The organism is Cupriavidus sp. U2, assembly GCF_009663685.2.
Classification (GTDB): domain Bacteria; phylum Pseudomonadota; class Gammaproteobacteria; order Burkholderiales; family Burkholderiaceae; genus Cupriavidus; species Cupriavidus necator_C.
On record NZ_RCOG02000011.1, the window covers coordinates 115,534 to 134,162 of the forward strand.

Annotated in this window: 16 protein-coding genes; 7 read left to right on the top strand and 9 right to left on the bottom strand. The window is 67.8% G+C overall.

Going from position 1 to position 18,629, the window contains the following annotated elements; genetic code table 11:
• A complete protein-coding gene (locus tag D9X30_RS09500; RefSeq protein WP_092598032.1) occupies positions 1-678 on the bottom strand; it encodes a heavy metal response regulator transcription factor in 678 nt (225 codons plus the stop codon).
• A gap of 216 nt (positions 679-894) precedes the next feature.
• Between D9X30_RS09500 and D9X30_RS09505 the strand changes: the two genes are divergently transcribed.
• From D9X30_RS09505 to D9X30_RS09525, 5 genes are all read left to right on the top strand, one after another.
• Positions 895-1,377, top strand: coding sequence for a hypothetical protein (locus D9X30_RS09505; RefSeq protein ID WP_153948475.1), 483 nt, complete (start codon positions 895-897; stop codon positions 1,375-1,377).
• Between the two features lie 153 nt (positions 1,378-1,530).
• Positions 1,531-1,890 (top strand): hypothetical protein, encoded by a 360-nt coding sequence (locus D9X30_RS09510; RefSeq protein ID WP_153948476.1) that lies wholly within the window; start codon positions 1,531-1,533, stop codon positions 1,888-1,890.
• A gap of 12 nt (positions 1,891-1,902) precedes the next feature.
• A complete protein-coding gene (locus D9X30_RS09515) occupies positions 1,903-3,324 on the top strand; it encodes a TolC family protein (protein ID WP_153948477.1) in 1,422 nt (473 codons plus the stop codon).
• 2 nt (positions 3,325-3,326) lie between these two features.
• Positions 3,327-4,640, top strand: a complete 1,314-nt coding sequence (locus tag D9X30_RS09520) for a multicopper oxidase family protein (protein WP_153948478.1) — start codon at positions 3,327-3,329, stop codon at positions 4,638-4,640.
• A 42-nt stretch (positions 4,641-4,682) separates the two neighbouring features.
• Positions 4,683-5,018, top strand: a complete 336-nt coding sequence (locus D9X30_RS09525; protein WP_502799621.1) for a copper-binding protein — start codon at positions 4,683-4,685, stop codon at positions 5,016-5,018.
• Positions 5,019-5,046: 28 nt separating this feature from the next.
• Here the strand turns inward: D9X30_RS09525 and D9X30_RS09530 are convergent, their stop codons facing one another.
• On the bottom strand, positions 5,047-5,352 hold the full coding sequence (locus D9X30_RS09530) for an H-NS family nucleoid-associated regulatory protein (protein WP_153948480.1): 306 nt from the start codon (positions 5,350-5,352) through the stop codon (positions 5,047-5,049).
• A gap of 337 nt (positions 5,353-5,689) precedes the next feature.
• Between D9X30_RS09530 and D9X30_RS09535 the strand changes: the two genes are divergently transcribed.
• Positions 5,690-5,950, top strand: coding sequence for a copper resistance protein CopQ (locus D9X30_RS09535; protein ID WP_153948481.1), 261 nt, complete (start codon positions 5,690-5,692; stop codon positions 5,948-5,950).
• A gap of 65 nt (positions 5,951-6,015) precedes the next feature.
• On the opposite strand, the gene D9X30_RS09540 is transcribed toward D9X30_RS09535, so the two are convergent.
• Positions 6,016-8,082, bottom strand: a complete 2,067-nt coding sequence (locus D9X30_RS09540; RefSeq protein ID WP_153948482.1) for a putative bifunctional diguanylate cyclase/phosphodiesterase — start codon at positions 8,080-8,082, stop codon at positions 6,016-6,018.
• Positions 8,083-8,441: 359 nt separating this feature from the next.
• Between D9X30_RS09540 and D9X30_RS09545 the strand changes: the two genes are divergently transcribed.
• Positions 8,442-8,624: a glycine zipper 2TM domain-containing protein gene (locus tag D9X30_RS09545; protein ID WP_153948483.1), complete on the top strand. Its 183-nt coding sequence runs from the start codon at positions 8,442-8,444 to the stop codon at positions 8,622-8,624.
• A 280-nt stretch (positions 8,625-8,904) separates the two neighbouring features.
• Here D9X30_RS09545 and D9X30_RS09550 read toward each other — a convergent pair whose 3' ends face one another.
• The 6 genes from D9X30_RS09550 to D9X30_RS09575 form a co-directional block, all read right to left on the bottom strand.
• Positions 8,905-10,077 carry an acyl-CoA dehydrogenase family protein gene (locus tag D9X30_RS09550; protein ID WP_153948484.1) on the bottom strand — a complete coding sequence of 391 codons (1,173 nt, stop codon included), beginning with the start codon at positions 10,075-10,077 and terminating at the stop codon, positions 8,905-8,907.
• Between the two features lie 10 nt (positions 10,078-10,087).
• The gene (locus tag D9X30_RS09555) at positions 10,088-11,032 is read right to left on the bottom strand and encodes a Bug family tripartite tricarboxylate transporter substrate binding protein (protein WP_228770970.1); all 945 of its coding nucleotides are present in this window, start codon (positions 11,030-11,032) and stop codon (positions 10,088-10,090) included.
• Between the two features lie 101 nt (positions 11,033-11,133).
• A complete protein-coding gene (locus tag D9X30_RS09560; protein ID WP_153948486.1) occupies positions 11,134-11,544 on the bottom strand; it encodes a cupin domain-containing protein in 411 nt (136 codons plus the stop codon).
• Between the two features lie 200 nt (positions 11,545-11,744).
• Positions 11,745-12,743 (bottom strand): Bug family tripartite tricarboxylate transporter substrate binding protein, encoded by a 999-nt coding sequence (locus D9X30_RS09565; RefSeq protein WP_153948487.1) that lies wholly within the window; start codon positions 12,741-12,743, stop codon positions 11,745-11,747.
• A 57-nt stretch (positions 12,744-12,800) separates the two neighbouring features.
• Positions 12,801-15,266 (bottom strand): CaiB/BaiF CoA-transferase family protein, encoded by a 2,466-nt coding sequence (locus D9X30_RS09570; protein ID WP_153948488.1) that lies wholly within the window; start codon positions 15,264-15,266, stop codon positions 12,801-12,803.
• A 43-nt stretch (positions 15,267-15,309) separates the two neighbouring features.
• The gene (locus D9X30_RS09575) at positions 15,310-18,627 is read right to left on the bottom strand and encodes an acetyl-CoA carboxylase family protein (protein WP_153948489.1); all 3,318 of its coding nucleotides are present in this window, start codon (positions 18,625-18,627) and stop codon (positions 15,310-15,312) included.
• Positions 18,628-18,629 lie beyond the last annotated feature (2 nt).

Below are 18,629 nucleotides of genomic sequence, written 5' to 3' on the forward strand. Positions count from 1 at the left end.
TCACGCTTCTTCCGACTCATCGAGCACGTAGCCCATGCCACGGCGCGTATGAATCAGCTTCTTCGGGAAAGGGTCGTCCACCTTGGCGCGCAGCCGCCGAATCGACACATCTACCACATTGGTATTGCTGTCGAAGTTCATATCCCACACCTGCGAGGCGATCAGCGAGCGCGACAGCACCTCGCCACGACGCCGCGCCAGCAGTTGCAGCAGCGCGAATTCCTTCGACGTCAGGTCGATTTTCTGGCCGGCACGCGTGACGCGGCGCCGGATCGTGTCGATCTGCAGGTCTGCCACTTCCATGAATTCGCTCTCGCGCAGCGGCCCCCGGCGCAGGATGGTGCGGATGCGCGCCACCAGTTCGGCGAACGCGAACGGCTTGACCATATAGTCGTCGGCGCCCAGTTCCAGACCCTTGAGGCGATCCGAGAGTTCGTCGCGCGCGGTCAGGCACAGCACCGGCGTGTCCTTGTCGCGCCGCAGTTCGCGCAGAACCTGCCAGCCGTCGATGCCGGGCAGCATCACGTCCAGGACGATCAGATCGTAGTGCTGTTCGCGGGCATGGGACAGGCCGTCCACGCCGTCGCGCGCCAGGTCGGCCACGAAGCCGGACTCCGTCAGGCCCTTGAGCAGGTAATCGCCGGCCTTTGGTTCGTCTTCGACAATCAGGATACGCATGGGGATTCACTTCCGGGCGCCGGCTCGTCGCCGGTGCCTCCTGTTCGGTTTATTGCAGAACCTAGACACTATCCGAGGTTAGACGCATTTTGTGGAACATTGCAGGAATGTCATCGTCAATCGGCGAAATCCTGCCTTCAAACACAGTACAATGCCCGCTGCCCCGATTGTGGCAGCCTGCCGCGGCCTTGACCGGGCAGGTCTAGTCAAATTCTGATGAAACGTCTGATCGCCAGCTTCCTGTTGTGTCTTGCCATGTTCGCGTTGCCCATCCAGGGCGCCGCGGCAGCAGTCATGATGATCTGCAGCGTCACGCAAGCCGCGGGCTTGTCGATGCCGGAACGCCATGCCGCCATCAAGGCGGAGGCGGAAGCCGAGGCGGTGCTGGTAATGGACCAGTCGGGCGAGATGGATCACGCGCACTGCCACCAGGCCGGCGCGAGCGACAACGCCGATATGCCAGTGTGGCACGACGTGCAGCCTGCCGGTGCCACGCCTGACCAGCCGACCGAACATGCGCACCATGCCGCAGGACACTGCAGCGCGTGCGGTGCCTGCGCAGCCAGCGCCATGCTGCTGCCGGAAATCCCCCTCGTGGCGTTGCAACACCGCCGCCATGCCCTGCCGCCGGCCACCCCGGCCAGCTTTGCCAGCCAGCTTCCCCTGCCTGCCGACCGGCCGCCTGCCCGTCGCTGCTGACACCCGAGGTGCGTCCTTCGCACGCTCGTCCCCGCGCCTGAACCGGCGCCGAGGGCGCGGCCGACTGAATCGTCCGCGCCGATCCACCCCTGTATTTGCCTGCCGCACCGCCTGAACCGCCACGTGCGGCGGATCAAGATTCAAGAGGTTGTCATGCCCGCCGTGCGTACCGTCGCCGTGGCCTGGCTGCTGACGCTTGCCCCGGCCCTTGCCGTGGCCCAGGCGTCGGCGCCTGCCGTGGCCCACCCGCCCGATCTGCCCGATCCCCTGAACGCTGCCGCCCCCGTGCCGGCCTTGCCCGACATCGCGCCGATGGCCGGTTACGTCCCCTACCAGAGCCCCAAGGTCTCGCCCTGGCGCCAGTCGAATGCCGATGTCACACCAGGCGCCACGCCGGCGGCCGATCCGCATGCCGGCCACCACATGCCGCAGGGCACCACTGCCGCGCCGGCATCCGCACCGGCCGCAGGCCAGACCGACCCTAGTGGCCATGCCGGCCATCACGCGCACTGACGGAGCCCAGCCATGATGAACGCTATGTTTCGTCGCGCAGCAGTGCCGCTGGCCGCCGCGATCCTGCTGACCGGGTGTGCGGGCTTTGCGCCCGACGGCGGCTTCGGCCCGGTTGCCGACACCGCGCGCGACAGGCTGGCCAAGGACGCCGTCTGGGCGCGCAGCGATGCCGACCGCAGTGCATTGCGCGAGCGCACGCGCGAGCTGCTTGCGAAACCACTAGATGCCGATGCCGCGATCCAGGTCGCCCTGCTCAACAATGCCGGGCTGCAGGCCCAGTACGCCGACCTGGGCATTGCCGAGGCCGATTACGTGCAGGCCACGCGCCTGCCGAACCCCGGTTTCTCGTTCAGCCGCAAGACGTCGGGCGACGAACTCAAGATCGACCGGGCCGTCACCATCGGCCTCATGAACCTGCTGGCGCTGCCCTTTGCCGCCCGCATCGAGGAAGGCCGCTTTGCGCAGACGCGCCTGGCCGTGGCCGATGCCACACTGCGCCGCGCCGAAGCCACCCGTCGCGCCTGGGTGCAGGCCGTTGCCGCCGAGCAGGCCGCCCGCTATGCCGACCAGGTACGCCGGGCCGCCGAAACCGGCGCGCTGTTCGCGCGCGATCTGGCCCGCGCAGGCAATGTCAGCGCACTCGATCATGCCCGCGAGCAAGCCTTCTACGCCGATGCCGCAGCGCAGCTGGCGCGCGCCCGCGAGCGGGCGCTGTCGGCACGCGAACAGCTGACGCGCGAACTGGGGCTGTGGGGTGCCGACATCGCCTACACGCTGCCGGACCGCCTGCCCGACCTGCCCAGGGCGCGTCCGGCCATGCAGGACCTGGAAGGCTATGCGGTGTCGCAGCGTCTTGACCTGCAGGCCGGCCGCCTGCAACTGGACAGCCTGTCGCGCTCGCTCGGCCTGACCCGCGCCACGCGCTTCATCAGCGTGCTGGACGTCAGCTATATCCATAACTCGGAGACCAGCCGGCCGCGCGAAACCGGCTACGGCATCGACATCGAGGTGCCGCTGTTCGACTGGGGCGGGGCCCGGGTGGCCCGCGCCGAAGCCGTCTACATGCAGGCGGCGGCGCGGCTGGCCGAACAGGCGATCAACGCCCGGTCGATGGTGCGCGAGACCTACGCCGGCTACCAGGCGCGCTACGACATCGCCCTGCACTATCGCGACGAAGTGGTACCGCTGCGCAAGCGCATCGTCGATGAAAGCCTGCTGCGCTACAACGGCATGCTGGTCAGCGTGTTTGAACTGCTGACCGACGCGCGCGAGCAGGTCAACGCCGTAAACGGCTATCTCGACGCGCAGCGCGACTTCTGGCTGGCCGATGCCGACCTGCGCGGCGCGCTGGGCGGCCGCCTGCCCGACGCCGCAGCGGCCCCCACAGCGGCCACCCCTGCCACCCCTGCCGCCACGACCCCACAAGGACAATGACAATGGTTTCCCGACGCAACTTCCTGGGCCAATCGGCGGCGGCCATGCTCGGCACGGCAATGGTGTCGCGCGCAGGCGCCGCCGCCCTGCCCGAGGCACCGCTGCAGCACAGCGCCACCACCCAGCCGCCGCTTGCGCCCGCCAGCGGCCGGCCCTATCAGCCCGTGGTCACGCTCAACGGCTGGACGCTGCCCTGGCGCATGCGCGACGGCTGGAAGGAATTCCATCTGGTGGCCGAGCCGGTCGAACGCGAGATGGCGCCCGGCATGACTGCCCACTTGTGGGGCTACAACGGCCAGAGTCCGGGACCGACCATCGAGTGCGTGGAAGGCGACCGTGTGCGCATCTTCGTCACCAACAAGCTGCCGGAACACACCACCGTGCACTGGCACGGCGTGCTGCTGCCGGCGGGCATGGACGGCGTGGGTGGGCTGTCGCAGCCGCATATCCCGCCCGGCAAGACGTTCGTCTACGAGTTCGAGATGCGCCATGCGGGCACCTTCATGTACCACCCGCATTCCGACGAGATGGTGCAGATGGCCATGGGCATGATGGGCTTTATCGTCGTGCACCCGCGCGACGCCGCCGCCCGGCGCGTGGACCGCGATTTCGTGTTCCTGATCGCCGCCTACGACATCGACCCCGGCTCGTACACGCCGCGCGTGGCCGAGATGACCAATTTCAACATGTGGACGTGGAACAGCCGGGTGTTTCCCGGCATCGACGTGCTGCCCGTGCGTCTGGGCGACCGCGTGCGCATCCGCATGGGCAACCTGACCATGACCAACCACCCGATCCACCTGCACGGCCACCGCTTCGAGGTAACGGGCACCGACGGCGGATGGGTGCCGCCGTCGGCGCGCTGGCCGGAAGTGACCACCGATGTCGCGGTGGGCCAGATGCGCGCCATCGAGTTCGTGGCCGACAACCCGGGCGACTGGGCGTTCCACTGCCACAAGTCGCACCACACGATGAACGCGATGGGCCACAACCTGCCCACCATGATCGGCGTGAAGCAGAAGGACCTGGCCAGCCGCATGAATGCGCTGGTGCCCGACTACATGCCGATGGGGCAGGCGGGCATGGCCGACATGGGCAGCATGGAAATGCCGCTGCCGGAGAACACGCTGCCGATGATGAGCGGCCAGGGCCCCTTCGGCCCCATCGAGATGGGTGGCATGTTCACCACGCTCAAGGTGCGTGCGGGCATGGCAGCCAATGACTACCGCGATCCAGGCTGGTATCGGCATCCCAGGGGCACCGTGGCATTTGAATACACCGAACCCGTGGCGCAGGCGCCGCGCCGTACGCGATAGACGCTCTACCGCATCGACCGAAGGACAGAAATGAAACACACGATGGCAACCGCAACGCTGCTGGCCCTGCTGGCCGGGGCATCCTCCGTTGCAATGGCGTTGACGGCCGACGCGCCCGACGCACCGGTGGCAGCCGCCACGGCGCAGGCGCCGTTACCCGAAGTGGACGGCGAAATCCGCAAGGTCGATGCCGAGGCCGGCAAGCTGACGATACGTCACGGGCCGATCGGCAACCCCGACATGGGCGCGATGACGATGATTTTTCGGGTGAAGGACCCGGCGATGCTGACGCGGGTGCAGGCGGGCGACAAGGTGCGGTTCACCGTCGACCGTGTCGACGGGCTGCTGACGGTGACCTCGCTGGCCGTCGTGCAGTAACGGGCAGCCAATATCGGGCGGGCGCGCCTCAGTCGACGCGGTAGAAGTCGATCGATTGTCCGGCGTTGACGGCGCGCTGCAGCCAGTCCGGATACTCGCCGACACCGTCCCAGGTCTGACCCATCGCATTGCGATACATCGCGCGCGGCGCGGCGGCGCCCGCCACCGGCGCGTCGGCGTCGGGGGCGGATGGCGCCACATCGGCGCCATCATCGGTGTCGGCATCGGTAAAGCAGCCTGCTTCGACGAGATGGTCGAACGTCAGGCCATGGTGATCCATCTGCTCGCGGATCCATGCCACCGCGGCTTGTTTGGCTGCATCAGACTCGGACATGACTTATCGTGCGCGCCCGCCACCTTGCGGGCGGGCTGGAGAATTCGAAGGGGGGAGCGGTCCGGGCAGGAAATCCGGCGGACCAGCACGGATTCTACAGCTTGTTGGCGCGGCTCCCGCGGAATCCGCCGATTACCGCCGGAATGTTGCATTCGCCGCGCAGTGTTCGGCAGTGCCCATGGCGCCGCGCGGCGCGCGAACGAATGACGAATCTGTCATGCGTTGGTCATGTTGGCGTGGCTACCCGGCTTATAGACTGCAAGCCAAGGTCGCATGACGACCGGTACAAACCACCGACACACCGAACTGCCTCCATCCTCGAATCCAAGGAGTCCACATGCTCAAGAAAGCCCTGCTCTATACCGCCCTCGCCACTACGCTGGCGGGTGCCGCCACGATGGTCAACGCCGCCCCGCGCAGTGCCGACCCTTACACCGATGGCGCACGTGTCACCAACCGTGATGGCATCGTCGAACGCGTGGGTGCCCGCGACGTGTACACCGATGGCGCCCGCGACGTGCGCGATGCGCGCAACCCGTTTGTCGATGGCGCGCATGATGTGCGCGACGCACGCAGCCCGTACACGGACGGTGCCTGATCCATGCTATGGCCCGCTCGGGCCAGATCCGGGCTGATACAGCCCGAACCGCCAGGCGGCGGCGCTTACCGCGTCGCCGCCTGGCTCATGAATTGCGCGGCCGGCACCGGCCGGCCCAGCAGGTAACCCTGCAGCGCATCGCACCCCAGCCCCGCCAGGAACGTCTGCTGCGCGGCGGTCTCCACCCCTTCCGCCACCACCTGCAGGTTCAGCGTACGGCCCAGCGCAACGATGGCCGACACGATGGCCGCATCCTCTGAATCCTCCGCCAGGTCGCGCACAAAGCCGCGATCGATCTTCAGTTCGCTGGCCGGAATGCGCTTCAGGTGCAGCAGGCTCGAATAGCCGGTACCGAAGTCGTCGATGGCAATGCGCACGCCCATTTCGTCGAGCTGCGTCATGATCGCGAGCGTTTCTTCCACATCGCGCATGGCCGTGCTTTCGGTGATTTCCAGCGTCAGGCTTGCGGCCGGGATGCCGTGGTGCTTCAGCGCATCGGACACGGTCTCGATCATCCCCGCGTGACAGAACTGCAGCGCCGACAGGTTCACCGCCATCGACCAGTCCACATGGCCGCTGGCACGCCAGGCGGCCAGCTGGCGGCAGGCCTCGTCCAGCACCCATTTGCCGATCGGCACGATGGCGCCGGTTTTTTCGGCCAGCCCGATGAACTGGTCAGGCATCAGCAGGCCGTGCACCGGGTGCTGCCAGCGCAATAGCGCCTCGGCCCCCACCAGGCGGCTGTCCGTTGCCGCGAACTTGGGCTGGTAGTGCAGTTCGAGCTGGCCCGTGCGCACCACGCCGCGCAGGTCCTGGATCAGCGACTGCTGGACGCGTGCCTGGTGGTTCATCGACCGTTCGAAGAAGCAGTACGCGTTGCGGCCCGACGCCTTGGCGTGGTACATCGCGGCATCGGCGTTGGTCATCAGCGTGTCCTGGTCGGCGCCGTCGGCCGGATAGAGTGCGATGCCGATGCTGCCCGACACATGCAGCGCATGGCCGGCCACGTGCGCGGGCTCGCGCAGCGCCTCGATCAGCTGCTCGGCCATCACACCGGCGTCGGCCGGTTCGTCCACCCTGGCCAGCACGACGAATTCGTCGCCGCCCACGCGCGAGATGGTGTCCTCGGAACGGGCGGACGCGCGCAGGCGGCCGGCAATTTCCACCAGCAGGCTGTCGCCCATCTGATGGCCGTAGGTGTCGTTGACGCCCTTGAATCCGTCCAGGTCCACGAACAGCACCGCGAATGTGCCTGGCTGCCGGGTGGCTGCCTGGATGGCCTGCTGGAAACGGTCTTCCAGCAGCACGCGGTTGGGCAGGTGCGTCAGCTTGTCGTGCAGGGCCAGGAACTCAAGCTCCTTGTTGGCCACGCCCAGCGCGTCCGCCAGCACGGCCGTCCGCATTTCCAGGCGCATGTCGAGCACCGAAGTAATCAGCGCCACGGCCAGCACGCATACGGTGACGACCAGGATCGGCAGGGCCAGCGCCCCGCTGTCAACGCCCGAGCCCGCCGCGCCGCAGATGCTGCCCAGCGGAAACCGCGCCGCCGCCATGCCCGTGTAGTGCATGGCGGCGATCGCCCCGCCCATGACCAGCGCGGCGCCGAACCGCAATTGATGCACGCGCGGCATGCTGCGCCGCAGGCGGAAGGCAATCCACAGGGCCGCGCCCGAAGCCGCCACGGCAATCACGATCGACAGCAGGAACAGCCAGGGGTCGTAATCGATACCGGGCTGCATGCGCAGGGCCGCCATGCCCGTGTAGTGCATGCTCGAGACGGCCGCGCCCAGCGCCAGCGCCCCCAGCGCCAGGCGCCTGCGCGGCAGGTACTCCTGGCTGACCAGGCGCAGCGCGAATGCCGACGCCAGCACGGCAATCAGCAATGACGCCCCGGTGATGGACACGTCGTATCCCAGCGGAATCGGCAGGCTGAAGGCCAGCATGCCGATGAAATGCATCGACCAGATGCCCAGCCCCATGGCCACGGCACCGCCGGCCAGCCACATCCGCGCGTAACGGCCACGGGCGGCGGTGGAAATGCGGCCCGCCATGTCGAGCGCCGTATACGACGCCAGCACGGCAACCAGCACGGAAATGAGGACGAGGGAGGCGTCGAAACGGGGCGACATCATGGCAGCGGGTGACGGGGCAGTGGCTTGCGGCAGGCCGCCATTCTGAAGGGTCAGGCGTGCCCGGCGTGAAATTTCCGGCACCGCCAACGGTAATCGGTCGTTTCAGCCCAGACTGAAGCGGGGGATTGTGCATCAGCGCGCTTGCGGCCGCTACACGCACACCCCGGTTTCGTACGTTTGCACGGTTGACACGCTGTCCCGGCCCGATGTTGCGACCGTCCGACAAATTCCTACAGTGCAATCAGCGCCCGCCGGAAAGGCCCGGCGGCGGCCCGGACCTATGCTTGAGGCGTGATGAACGACAGACGCCGCCGCGCACCAACAGCAGGAACCGCGTGGCGCCTACGTAGGGGAACATCATGTGGAAGCGAATCACAGGCGTTATCGCCATCGGCGCGTGCTGCTGGGCCCTGTCGGGCTGCACGGCAACCGGCGCGGTGGCAGGCGGTGTGGTGGGCCATGAGGCCACCCACGGCAGCACGGCCGGAACGGTCGGTGGCGCCGTGGTGGGTGGCGTGATTGGACACGAGCTTGGCAAGTAATTGACGATTTCCGCAGTCTGGATGGCGGGCAGGGTCATCCAGATTTGCGCGGCATGGGCTCTTAGATGGGAAGAACATGCCGCCGCGCGCCGCGCCATGAGCATCGGCCCAGATGTTTTTCAACGATGATTGGACGTTTTCATCGCTGAAAGGCAGCGTGGCACTCAACGGTGTCAGATCCTCACGGATCGTCATGGCGCGGCAGCGGGAAACCTGCACTGAAAATGGCCCCGGATCTTCACAGGTCCGGGGCTTTTTCCTTTTTCCTTTTCTGTTTGCTTCAGTACGACTTCGGCAGCCCCAGCACGCGCTCCGCGATATGGCACATGATCAGCTGGGCGCTGACCGGCGCGATGCGCGGGATATAGGACTCCCGCAGGTAGCGTTCCACGTGGTACTCCCGCGCATAACCCATCCCGCCCAGCGTCAGCACGGCAGTCTGGCACGCCTGGTGCGCGGCTTCCGCCGCCAGATACTTGGCCGCGTTGGCTTCTGCACCGCAGGGCTTACCCTGATCGTAGAGCCAGGCCGCCTTCCACACCATCATGTCGGCCGCCTCCAGCGCCATCCAGGCTTGCGCCAGCGGATGCTGGATGCCCTGGTTCTGGCCGATCGGCCGCCCGAACACGGTGCGCTCCCGGGCATAACGCGTGGCGGCTTCCAGCGCGGCACGCCCGAGCCCCACAGCCTCGGCCGCGATCAGGATGCGTTCCGGGTTCAGCCCGTGCAGGATGTACTCGAAGCCTCTGCCCTCCTCGCCGATGCGGTCTTCGGCCGGCACCATCAGGCCGTCGATGAACAGCATGTTCGAATCGACCGCGCCCCGACCCATCTTGTCGATCTCGCGCACTTCGATGTGGTTGCGGTCCAGCGTCGTATAGAACAGGCTCAGGCCGTGCGTGGGCTTGCTCACGGCGTCCAGCGGCGTGGTGCGCGCCAGCAGCAGCATGCGCGTGGCCACCTGCGCCGTGGAAATCCAGATCTTGCGGCCATCCACGCGGTAGGCGCTGCCGTCGGCGGTGCGCACGGCCTGCGTCTTCAGGTGCGTGGTGTCCAGCCCCGCATCGGGCTCGGTCACCGCAAAGCAGGCCTTGTCGCGGCCTTCGATCAGCGGCGGCAGCGCGGCCGCCTGCTGGGCCTCGTTGCCGAATACCACCACCGGGTTCAGGCCAAACACATTCATGTGGATGGCCGAAGCGCCGGAGAATCCCGCCCCCGACGCCGACACCGTCTGCATGATCAGTGCCGCCTCGGTGATGCCCAGCCCCGCCCCGCCGAATCGCTCGGGCATGGCGATGCCCAGCCAGCCCGCCCCGGCCATGGCCTGGTGGAACGCTTCGGGGAACCGGTGTTTCTGGTCCAGTTCGGCCCAGTACTCCGGGCCGAAGTCGCTGCACAACTGCGTCACGGCATCGACGATGGCGTTCTGCTCGGGTGTCCTTTCGAAATTCATCCGGTGCTCCTTATTCCGGCTGGATGCCCGCGTCCTTGACGAGCCTGTTCCACTTCACCAGTTCGCTGCCGACAAAGGCCGTGAACTGCTGCGGGGTCTGGCCAAAGGCCTCGAAGCCCAGCGCCTCGAACTTCGGTGCCACCTCCTTGCTGACGGCAATCTTCGACAATTCGCGGTTCAACCGCTCGACAACCGGCTGCGGCGTCCTTGCCGGCGCGAATACGCCATTCCATGACGTGATGTCGAAACCCTTCAGCTCCGGCGTGTCGGCAATCGGCGGCAGGTCGGGCAGCAGCCGGCTGCGCTGCGCGGTGGTCACGGCCAGCGCGCGCATCTTGCCGGCCTTGACATTGGCGATGCCGGCCGCCACATCGACGAACATCATCGGGACCTGGCCGGCAATGACGTCGGTCATGGCCGGCGGCGTGCTCTTGTAGGGCACGTGCAACAGGTCGATGTTGGCCATGCGGCCCAGCGTGGCCCCCGACACGATGCCGGTGCTGTTGCCGCTGGCGTATGACATGCCCGGATGGGCCTTGGCGTAGGCAATCAGTTCGCCCACCGTCTTGACCGGCAGCTTCGGATTGATGACCAGCATGAACGGCAGGTTGCCCATGCGTGCCACCGGCGTGAAATCCTTGATCGGGTCGTAGGGCAGCTTCTTCATCAACGACGGATTGGCCGAATGGGTGGTGTTCGTCGTCATGAAGAGTGTGTAGCCATCGGGCGCGGCCTGCGCCACCAGTTCGGCGGCAATCGCGCCGTTGGCGCCGGGCCGGTTATCGACCACCACGTTCTGGCCCAGCGCGTCGCCCAGTTCCTTGGCCGTGATGCGCGCCACGGCGTCGGTGCCGCTGCCCGCGGCAAAAGGCACAACCAGCCGGATCGGCCGGCTCGGATAGGTGTCGGCTGCCCGCGCGGCCAGCGGCAGCGCCGTCGCAGATAGCGCCAGCATGGCGGCGACAAGCGTGCGCCGCACGCGGAATTTCGGCATGGTGATCTCCTCCAGGGTGTTGGGCGGCTGCAAGGCCTTGATGGTCCAGCTGACTGCGATGTTCAGGCCGGACGAATCACGCGATCCGGCGACTCCTCGTAGGGTGGCGCATAGATCACCAGCAGCTTCACGGGCTCGTCGCTGATCACCGTGAACACATGCATGGCATCGGCCGGAAAGAAGCAGCAGTCACCCGGCCCCAGTTCGCGCGCCTGGCCATTGACCTCGGCCCGCGCACGCCCTTCCAGCACGTAGCAGACCTGCTCGATGCCCGGGTGCGCGTGTGGGAGCGCGCCCTTGCCCCGCTCGATGGTGCCGTGGATGACTTCGAGTTGCGTGGCGCCCACATTTTCGCGGCCGATGATGCGACGGTTCAGGGTGCCGACATGGTTGGCCGGGTGATAGCCGTCAACCTCTTCGGTGCGAACGAAATAGCAAGGAGCCGCCTGGCTGGCGGCGGACGATGCGGTCATGGGTGGGCTGTCTCCAGATGACGGTGCCATGGCGGCGCCGAACCGGGAGGCTGGCGCTCTGCTTTCATGTTTGTGAAACAGATTTTATGCTCATGAAAAACGGCGTCAACTAGGGATTGGTACTGATGGCCCGCGCAGGCGTCGCCTCGGAACATGGCCGGGGATGCACCCAGCCGCGCCATCCAGCACCTCTGCGTCGATCAATCCAGCGTGATGTTCTCCTTCTGGATCACCGCATCCCAGCTCACTTCTTCTTTCTCGACCCGCCTGGCGAAGTTCTCCGGGTCCACCATCACCACGTCGCCCTGTTGGCTCAGCGCCGCCTTGGCCTTTTCGTCTTCCAGCACGCCGCGCGTGGCCGCGTGCAGTTTCTGGACAATCGGCTGCGGGGTGCCGGCTGGTGCCAGCAGGCCGATCCAGAACGTGGAATTGAACGGCTTGAGGCCGGCCTCTTCGACGGTCGGCACGTCAGGCAGTTGCGTCATGCGCCGCGTGGAGCTGACGGCGATGGGCTTGAGCTTGCCGGCCTTGATCTGCGGCAGCGCGGTCCAGGTATCGAAAGCCGTATCGAGCTCGCCGCTGATCACCGCCATTTCCGCCTGGGCGGCGGACTTGTACGGCACATGGGTGGTGTTGATCCGGGCCCGGTTGTTCAGCATCGCAAAGCTCAGGTGGGCGATGTTGCCGGGGCCCGCCGAGCCGTAGCTGATCTTTCCCGGATGTTGCGACGCGTAGCGGACCAGGTCGGGCACCGTGGCCACGGCATGCTTCTGCGACCATTCGGGGTTGGTCACCAGGATGAACGGCGCCTCCAGCACCAGCGTGACCGGCGCCAGGTCGCGGGCCTTGTAGCTGGCCTTCTTGTAGATATGCGGATTGATGGTGACGCTGCTGGAATTGGTTACCACCAGCGTGTAGCCGTCGGGCGCCGCGCGCGCCGCCTCGCCCACGCCGATCAGGCCGTTGGCACCGGCCTTGTTCTCCACCACCACTGGCTGGCCCAGCGACCTGGTCAGCCGTTCCGACAGCACGCGTGCCACGGTGTCGGTGAACGATCCGGCCGGGAACGGCACGATCATGCGGATCGGCTTGTTCGGCCAGTTGCCGGCCTGGCTGCCCTGTGCGGCAGCGGTGCCGGGGAACCCCACGGCCAGCAGGCATCCCATTGCCATGGCGGCGGTCAGTGCGCGTCGGTTCATGTTGTCTCCTTGTCGTATTGGTCTTGGAATCCGGTGTTTCATGCCCGGGACATCGGGCTAGGCCGATGTCCCGGCGCCCTTGGGCCGGGCGGTCTGCCCGGTGATGCCCCGACGCGCCAGCGCCTCGCGCTGTTCGGCGCCGAGCCCCAGCACGCTGGCCAGCACCTGGTCGGTGTGCTGCCCCAGCGTGGGCGACACCTGGCGAATCGGCGCGGGACCGTCGATGCCACGGAACCAGCTGGTGCTGGCGGCATAGCGCCCGACGTAGGGCCGCTCCACCTCGCACCAGAAGCCGCGCGCGTGCAGATGGCGATCCTGCAGCACCTGCCACATGGGCTTGACCGCGCCGGCGGCGACGCCGGCCTGCTGAAGCTGCTGCATGGCGTCGTCGGGCTCGCGCGTCGCACACCAGGCGGCAATGGCCGCGTCGATGCGGTCATGCTGCGCGCGCCGGCCGGCCGCATCGGCCAGCGCCATGTCTTGGGCCAGGTCAACGCGGCCGATCACCTGGCATAGCGCAGGCCACTGGGCATCGGTCACGCTCACGACAATCCAGCCGTCGTCGCCGGCGCAGCGGTAGCAGCCGTGCGGCGCGGCCATCGGATGGCGATTGCCCTGGCGCGGTGCCACCCGGCCCGATACCGACTGCTCGATCATGTACGGCGCGGTCAGCGCCAGCATGGCCTCCACCTGGGACAGGTTCAGATGCCGCCCCTTGCCCGTGGCCCGCTGGGCGAACAGCGCCACCAGCAGCGCCGCGCCGGCGTTCAGCCCGCCAATCGGATCGCCGTAGGCGTACGACGTCATGGCCGGCGGACCATCGGGGTGGCCCGTGTAGCACGGCAGGCCGCTGGCCTGTTCCAGCGTGCCGCCATAAGCGCGCGTGTTGCTCCACGCGTTGCCCAGGCCAAAGGCAGGCATCGACACCATCACCAGCCGGTCATTGCGGGCACGCAGCGTGTCGTAGGTCAGGCCGAGCTTGGGCAGCACCTCGGCCGAGTAGTTTTCGATCACCGCGTCGGCGTGCGCCACCAGATCCAGCAACAGCGCCTTGCCTTCCGGCTGCGTCAGGTCCAGCGTGATGCCGAGCTTGTTGCGGTTCATCATGTTGAAGTTCGAGTTCTTCTCGTACAGCCTGTCCCGGTAGAACTCGTCGGTGAAATTCGCGCCGCGCCACCAGTCCGGATAGCCCGTGCTTTCCACCTTGATGACCTCCGCGCCCAGATCGGCCAGCGTCCGCGTGGCCAGCGGCCCCGCCCAGCCCATGGTCAGGTCGATGACGCGGATGCCCTCCAGCGGCAGGCGCCCGGCGGGCGCTGCGGCCAGAGCCTGCCGCGGATGATGATCGAGACCCGCATGCCGATAGAACACGGTGTCCGCACCCAGCGCGGGGGCCTTGCCGCCGGACAGCGGCCCGGCATCGTCGAGCCGCAGCGGCACAACGGGGCCCTCGAACGTCACGCCGTCCAGTTCCACCGGGACGAACGCGCCACGCTCGCGATGCACGGCCTGCCCCAGCAGCGTCGCCATGCTGGGCACCACCACGGCCGGGTGTTTCTTGTCGCCCAGCAGCGCGAACCATTCTTCGGCCGTCCGCCCGCGCAGCGCCGGCTGCAGGAATGCGTCGATCTCGTCGGCCACCAGCATCCGCTCTGGCCCGCTGGCAAAGCGCGGATCGCTGCCAAGTTCGGGACGCCCGATCGCCTCGCACAGCGCCTTCCACTGCGGCAAGGTATGCGTGAAGATGCCGATCCACCCATCGGCAGTCTCGTAGATGCCACCCGGATGCGTGCCGCAGAAGCGGTTCACGCCCATGCGGCGCAGCGGGTGGCGCTTGTCCTGCACCATCCCCGCTTCCATCTCCACCACGCTGAAGATGCACTCGTGCAGGCTCAGCACATAGCGCCGGCTGCCCTGGCTGCTGCCGAGCAACGCCCCGACTGCCGCCGAAAACGCGCTCAGGCCCACCACGATGCCGGTCTGCACGTCGTGCGGCATATGCGGTGGGCCTTCCACCGGCCCGCTGCCATGCACGGCCCCCGCCAGCCCCCGGCAGACCGCCTCGGTCCCCGCGAACCCGCTGTATGGGCCGCTTTCGCCGAACCACGTCAGCGCGATGTCGATGGGCACATGGCCGTGGGCGTCGCCCGCCACCCGCCACACCGGCCGCTCAAGCACGGCGATGCCTGCATCAAGCGCCCGCGCATCGAGCACGACATCGCACGTGCGGGCCAGCCGCGCCAGCCAGGCGTCGTCCTCGGGGCCGCCCGTGGCGACGACGCTGCGCTTGTTCGTATTGAGCCACGCGAACAGTGCGCTCTCGGGCTGCCCGCCGCCGGGCGGGTCGATCAAGGGCGGCATGCGCCGCCAGGCATCGCCGGCCGCATCTTCCACCTTGATGACCTCGGCGCCAAAATCGGCAAACAGCTTGCCCGCGTAGGCCAGCGCCGGCCCGGTACCGATTTCCAGCACGCGCAATCCCCCCAGCGCCAGTTGCGCCGGATCTGGACCATTCCTGGTCATGAATGTCTCCTGATTCCTGGGTTCCGAACGTCCACGGGGGCGCTCACCAGGCGTCCACAAAGCCGCGGCGCGCGCGGCGGCCGCGCAGTTCCGCCGACGCAATGCCCTGCGCGATCCATCTGCGCGTGTCGGCCGGATCAATCACCGCGTCGATTTCCACCGCCGCCGCCGTGTTGATCGCGTGGCCGCGCTCGTACGATTGCGCCACCAGCCGGTCGAACAGCGCCTTGCGCTCCGGGCCATCGGGCACCGCTTCCAGCTCCTTCTTGAAGCCCAGCCGTACCGCGCCCTCCAGCCCCATCGGCCCGAACTCGCCGGTCGGCCACGAGATCGTGAAGTTCGCCGAGCGGAAACCGCCGCCCGCCATGGCCATCGCGCCCAGGCCATAGCCCTTGCGCAGGGTCACGGCCAGCAGCGCCACGCGCAGCTTGGCCGCCGTCAGGAACATGCGCGATACGTGCCGTACCTGCGCACGGGCCTCGACATCGGGGCCCACCATGAACCCCGGGGTGTCGATCAGCGAGACGATCGGCAGGCCATGCGCGTCGCACAGCTGCATGAAGCGCGACGCCTTGTCGGCCGCATCGGCGTCGATGGCCCCACCCAGGTGATATGGGTTGTTGGCCATGATGCCCACCGGCTGGCCTTCCACGCGCGCCAGCGCCGTATGGATGCCCGCGCCAAAGCCGCCGCGCAGCATCAGCACGCTGCCCACATCGGCAATGCCCTCGATGGCCTTGCGCGTGTCATAGACCCGCAGGCGGTTCTCCGGTACCACGTGGCGCAGCGCCGCCGGATCGGGCGCGTTCCAGTGCGCGATGCGGCCCTGGAACATCGACAGGTAGTGCTTGGCCGCCTGCGTGGCTTCGGCCTCGTTTTCCACCAGGATGTCGATCACGCCATTGGCGAACTGCACCGGCGCCGGCCCCACATCCTCAGGCCGGAAGATGCCCAGGCCGCCGCCTTCGATCATGGCCGGCCCCGCCATGCCGATATTGGCCGACTTGTCGGCAATGATCACATCGCAGCAGCCCAGGAACGCCGCGTTGCCCGCGAAGCAGCGGCCCGACACGATGCCCACCACCGGCACCTGGCCGCTCAGTTCGGCAAAGGCGGCGAACGACGGCTGGTACAGGCCCGACACCGATGGAAAGTCCACATCGCCGGGCCGCCCGCCGCCGCCTTCGCCAAACAGCACCAGCGGCAGTTCGTCGCGCAGCGCCACCTCCACGATGCGGTCTGTCTTGATATGGTTGCGCTTGCCCTGCGTGCCCGCCATCACCGTGGCGTCATAGGCCATTACCGCGCTGCGGGCGCGCTCCTTGCCGACCAGATCGGCATTGACGTTGCCGATACCGGTAATCAGGCCATCGGCCGGCGTGTTGGCGATCAGATCTTCCCGGGTCCGGCGGCTTGCCTGGGCGGCCAGCGCCAGCGCGCCATATTCGACAAAGCTGTCGGCGTCGCAGAGGTCGGCGATGTTTTCACGGGCGGTGCGCTGGCCGCGCGAGCGGCGCCGCGCCACCGCATCGGGACGCGCGGCGTCATGCAGAAAGGCGTGCCGGTCCAGCACGCGCTGCAGATCGGCGCGGATGGCGTTGGCATCGTGCGCCTGCGCGGTGTCGGCCGCCACGCCCTCGGCATCGGCGGCTTCCAGCACGATCAGGATCTGGTTCTCGGCCGCCAGCGCGTTCTTCTCGAGCCGCAGGTCCACCACACGGCCGGCGCACTCGGCCACGATCGCGTGCTCCATCTTCATGGCGTCGAGCACGGCCACGGTCTGGCCGGGCTTGACCAGCGCGCTCAGTTCGACGGCGATATCCACCACGCGGCCCGTCAGCGGCGCGCGGATCGCAACCAGCCCTTCGTCGACCTGTTCCTCGGGCCCCGCCGCATGCGCCAGCCCGTGGACCGGCGGACGTGTCGTGCCGCCCAGCAGCGCGTCCTGCGCGCGGCCCGCGTCGGCAATCGCTTCCGCGGCTGCGGCCAGTTCGGGCAGGATGGCCTCGAAATGGCGCGTGTGGACGGCCTGGGTACGGAATTCGTCCCGCTGCACCAGCGCGCGCAGCAGGTTCAGGTTGGTCGGCACGCCGCCGATACGGAATTCGGCCAGCGCGCGCTGCAGGCGGCGCAACACCGCGCCGAAATCCGGCGTGCCACTGCTGACGATCAGCTTGGCCAGCAGCGTGTCGAAATTCGGCGACGGCTCGTAGCCGGTGTAGGCATGGGTATCGACGCGGACATCGGGCCCGGTCGGCGGGTCGAATCGCTCCAGGCGGCCGTGCGCCGGGCGCGCCAGGCCGTTGGCATCGGTCATCTCGGCGTTGACGCGCACCTGGATCGCAAAGCCGCGCGGTTGCGGCGGCGCGGCCGGGTCCAGCCCCAGGTCGCCCAGCGTGCGCCCGGCTGCCAGCCCGATCTGCAGCGCCACCAGATCCACGCCGGTAACCTGCTCGGTGATCGTATGCTCCACCTGCAGGCGCGGATTGGCCTCGATAAAGACGAAGTCCTTCTGATCGCCCGCGTCGTTTTCCTCGACCAGAAACTCGAGCGTCCCCAGGCTGGCATAGCGCACCCGGCGTGCCAGCCGCAGCGCGACCTTGATAATGGCCTCGCGCAGTTGAGGCTTGAGCACCGGGCTTGGCGCAATCTCGACCAGCTTCTGGAAGCGGCGCTGCAGCGTGCAGTCGCGCTCGCCCAGCGCCACCACGTCGACGCCATCGCCGGCAATCTGCACTTCGATATGGCGCGCCCGCGCCACCAGCCGCTCCGCGTACAGCGCGTCGATGCCGAACGCCGACGCCGCCTCCGAGCGGCAGCGCGCATAGGCTTCGGCCACGTCTTCGCGCCGGCGCACCACCCGCATGCCGCGCCCGCCGCCGCCGCCCACCGACTTGATGACCACGCCGGCCGCGCCCTGCGCATCGAAGAAGGCCGTGATCTCTTCCAGCGTTGCACCGCCATGCGTGGCCGGCATCACCGGCACATCGCTCTGCACGGCCAGTTCCAGCGCCCGGCCCTTGTCGCCGAAGATCGCGAGATGCTCGACGTCGGGGCCGATAAACCGGATGCCGGCCGCCGCGCACGCCTGCGCAAAGTCTGCGCGCTCGCTCAGGAAGCCGTAGCCCGGGTGCACCGCATCGCAGCCGGTGGCCTTGGCCGCGGCGACGATGCCCGCGATGTCGATGTAGGCGGCTGGGCCCGCGCCATCGAGCGCCACGGCCTCGTCGGCCAGCACGCGATGCAGCGCGCTGACGTCGTCCTGCGCATAGACCGCCACGGTGCCGATATCCAGATCCCGCGCGGCGCGCAAGATACGCAGGGCAATCTCGCCCCGGTTTGCAATCAGCAGCTTCTTCAAGT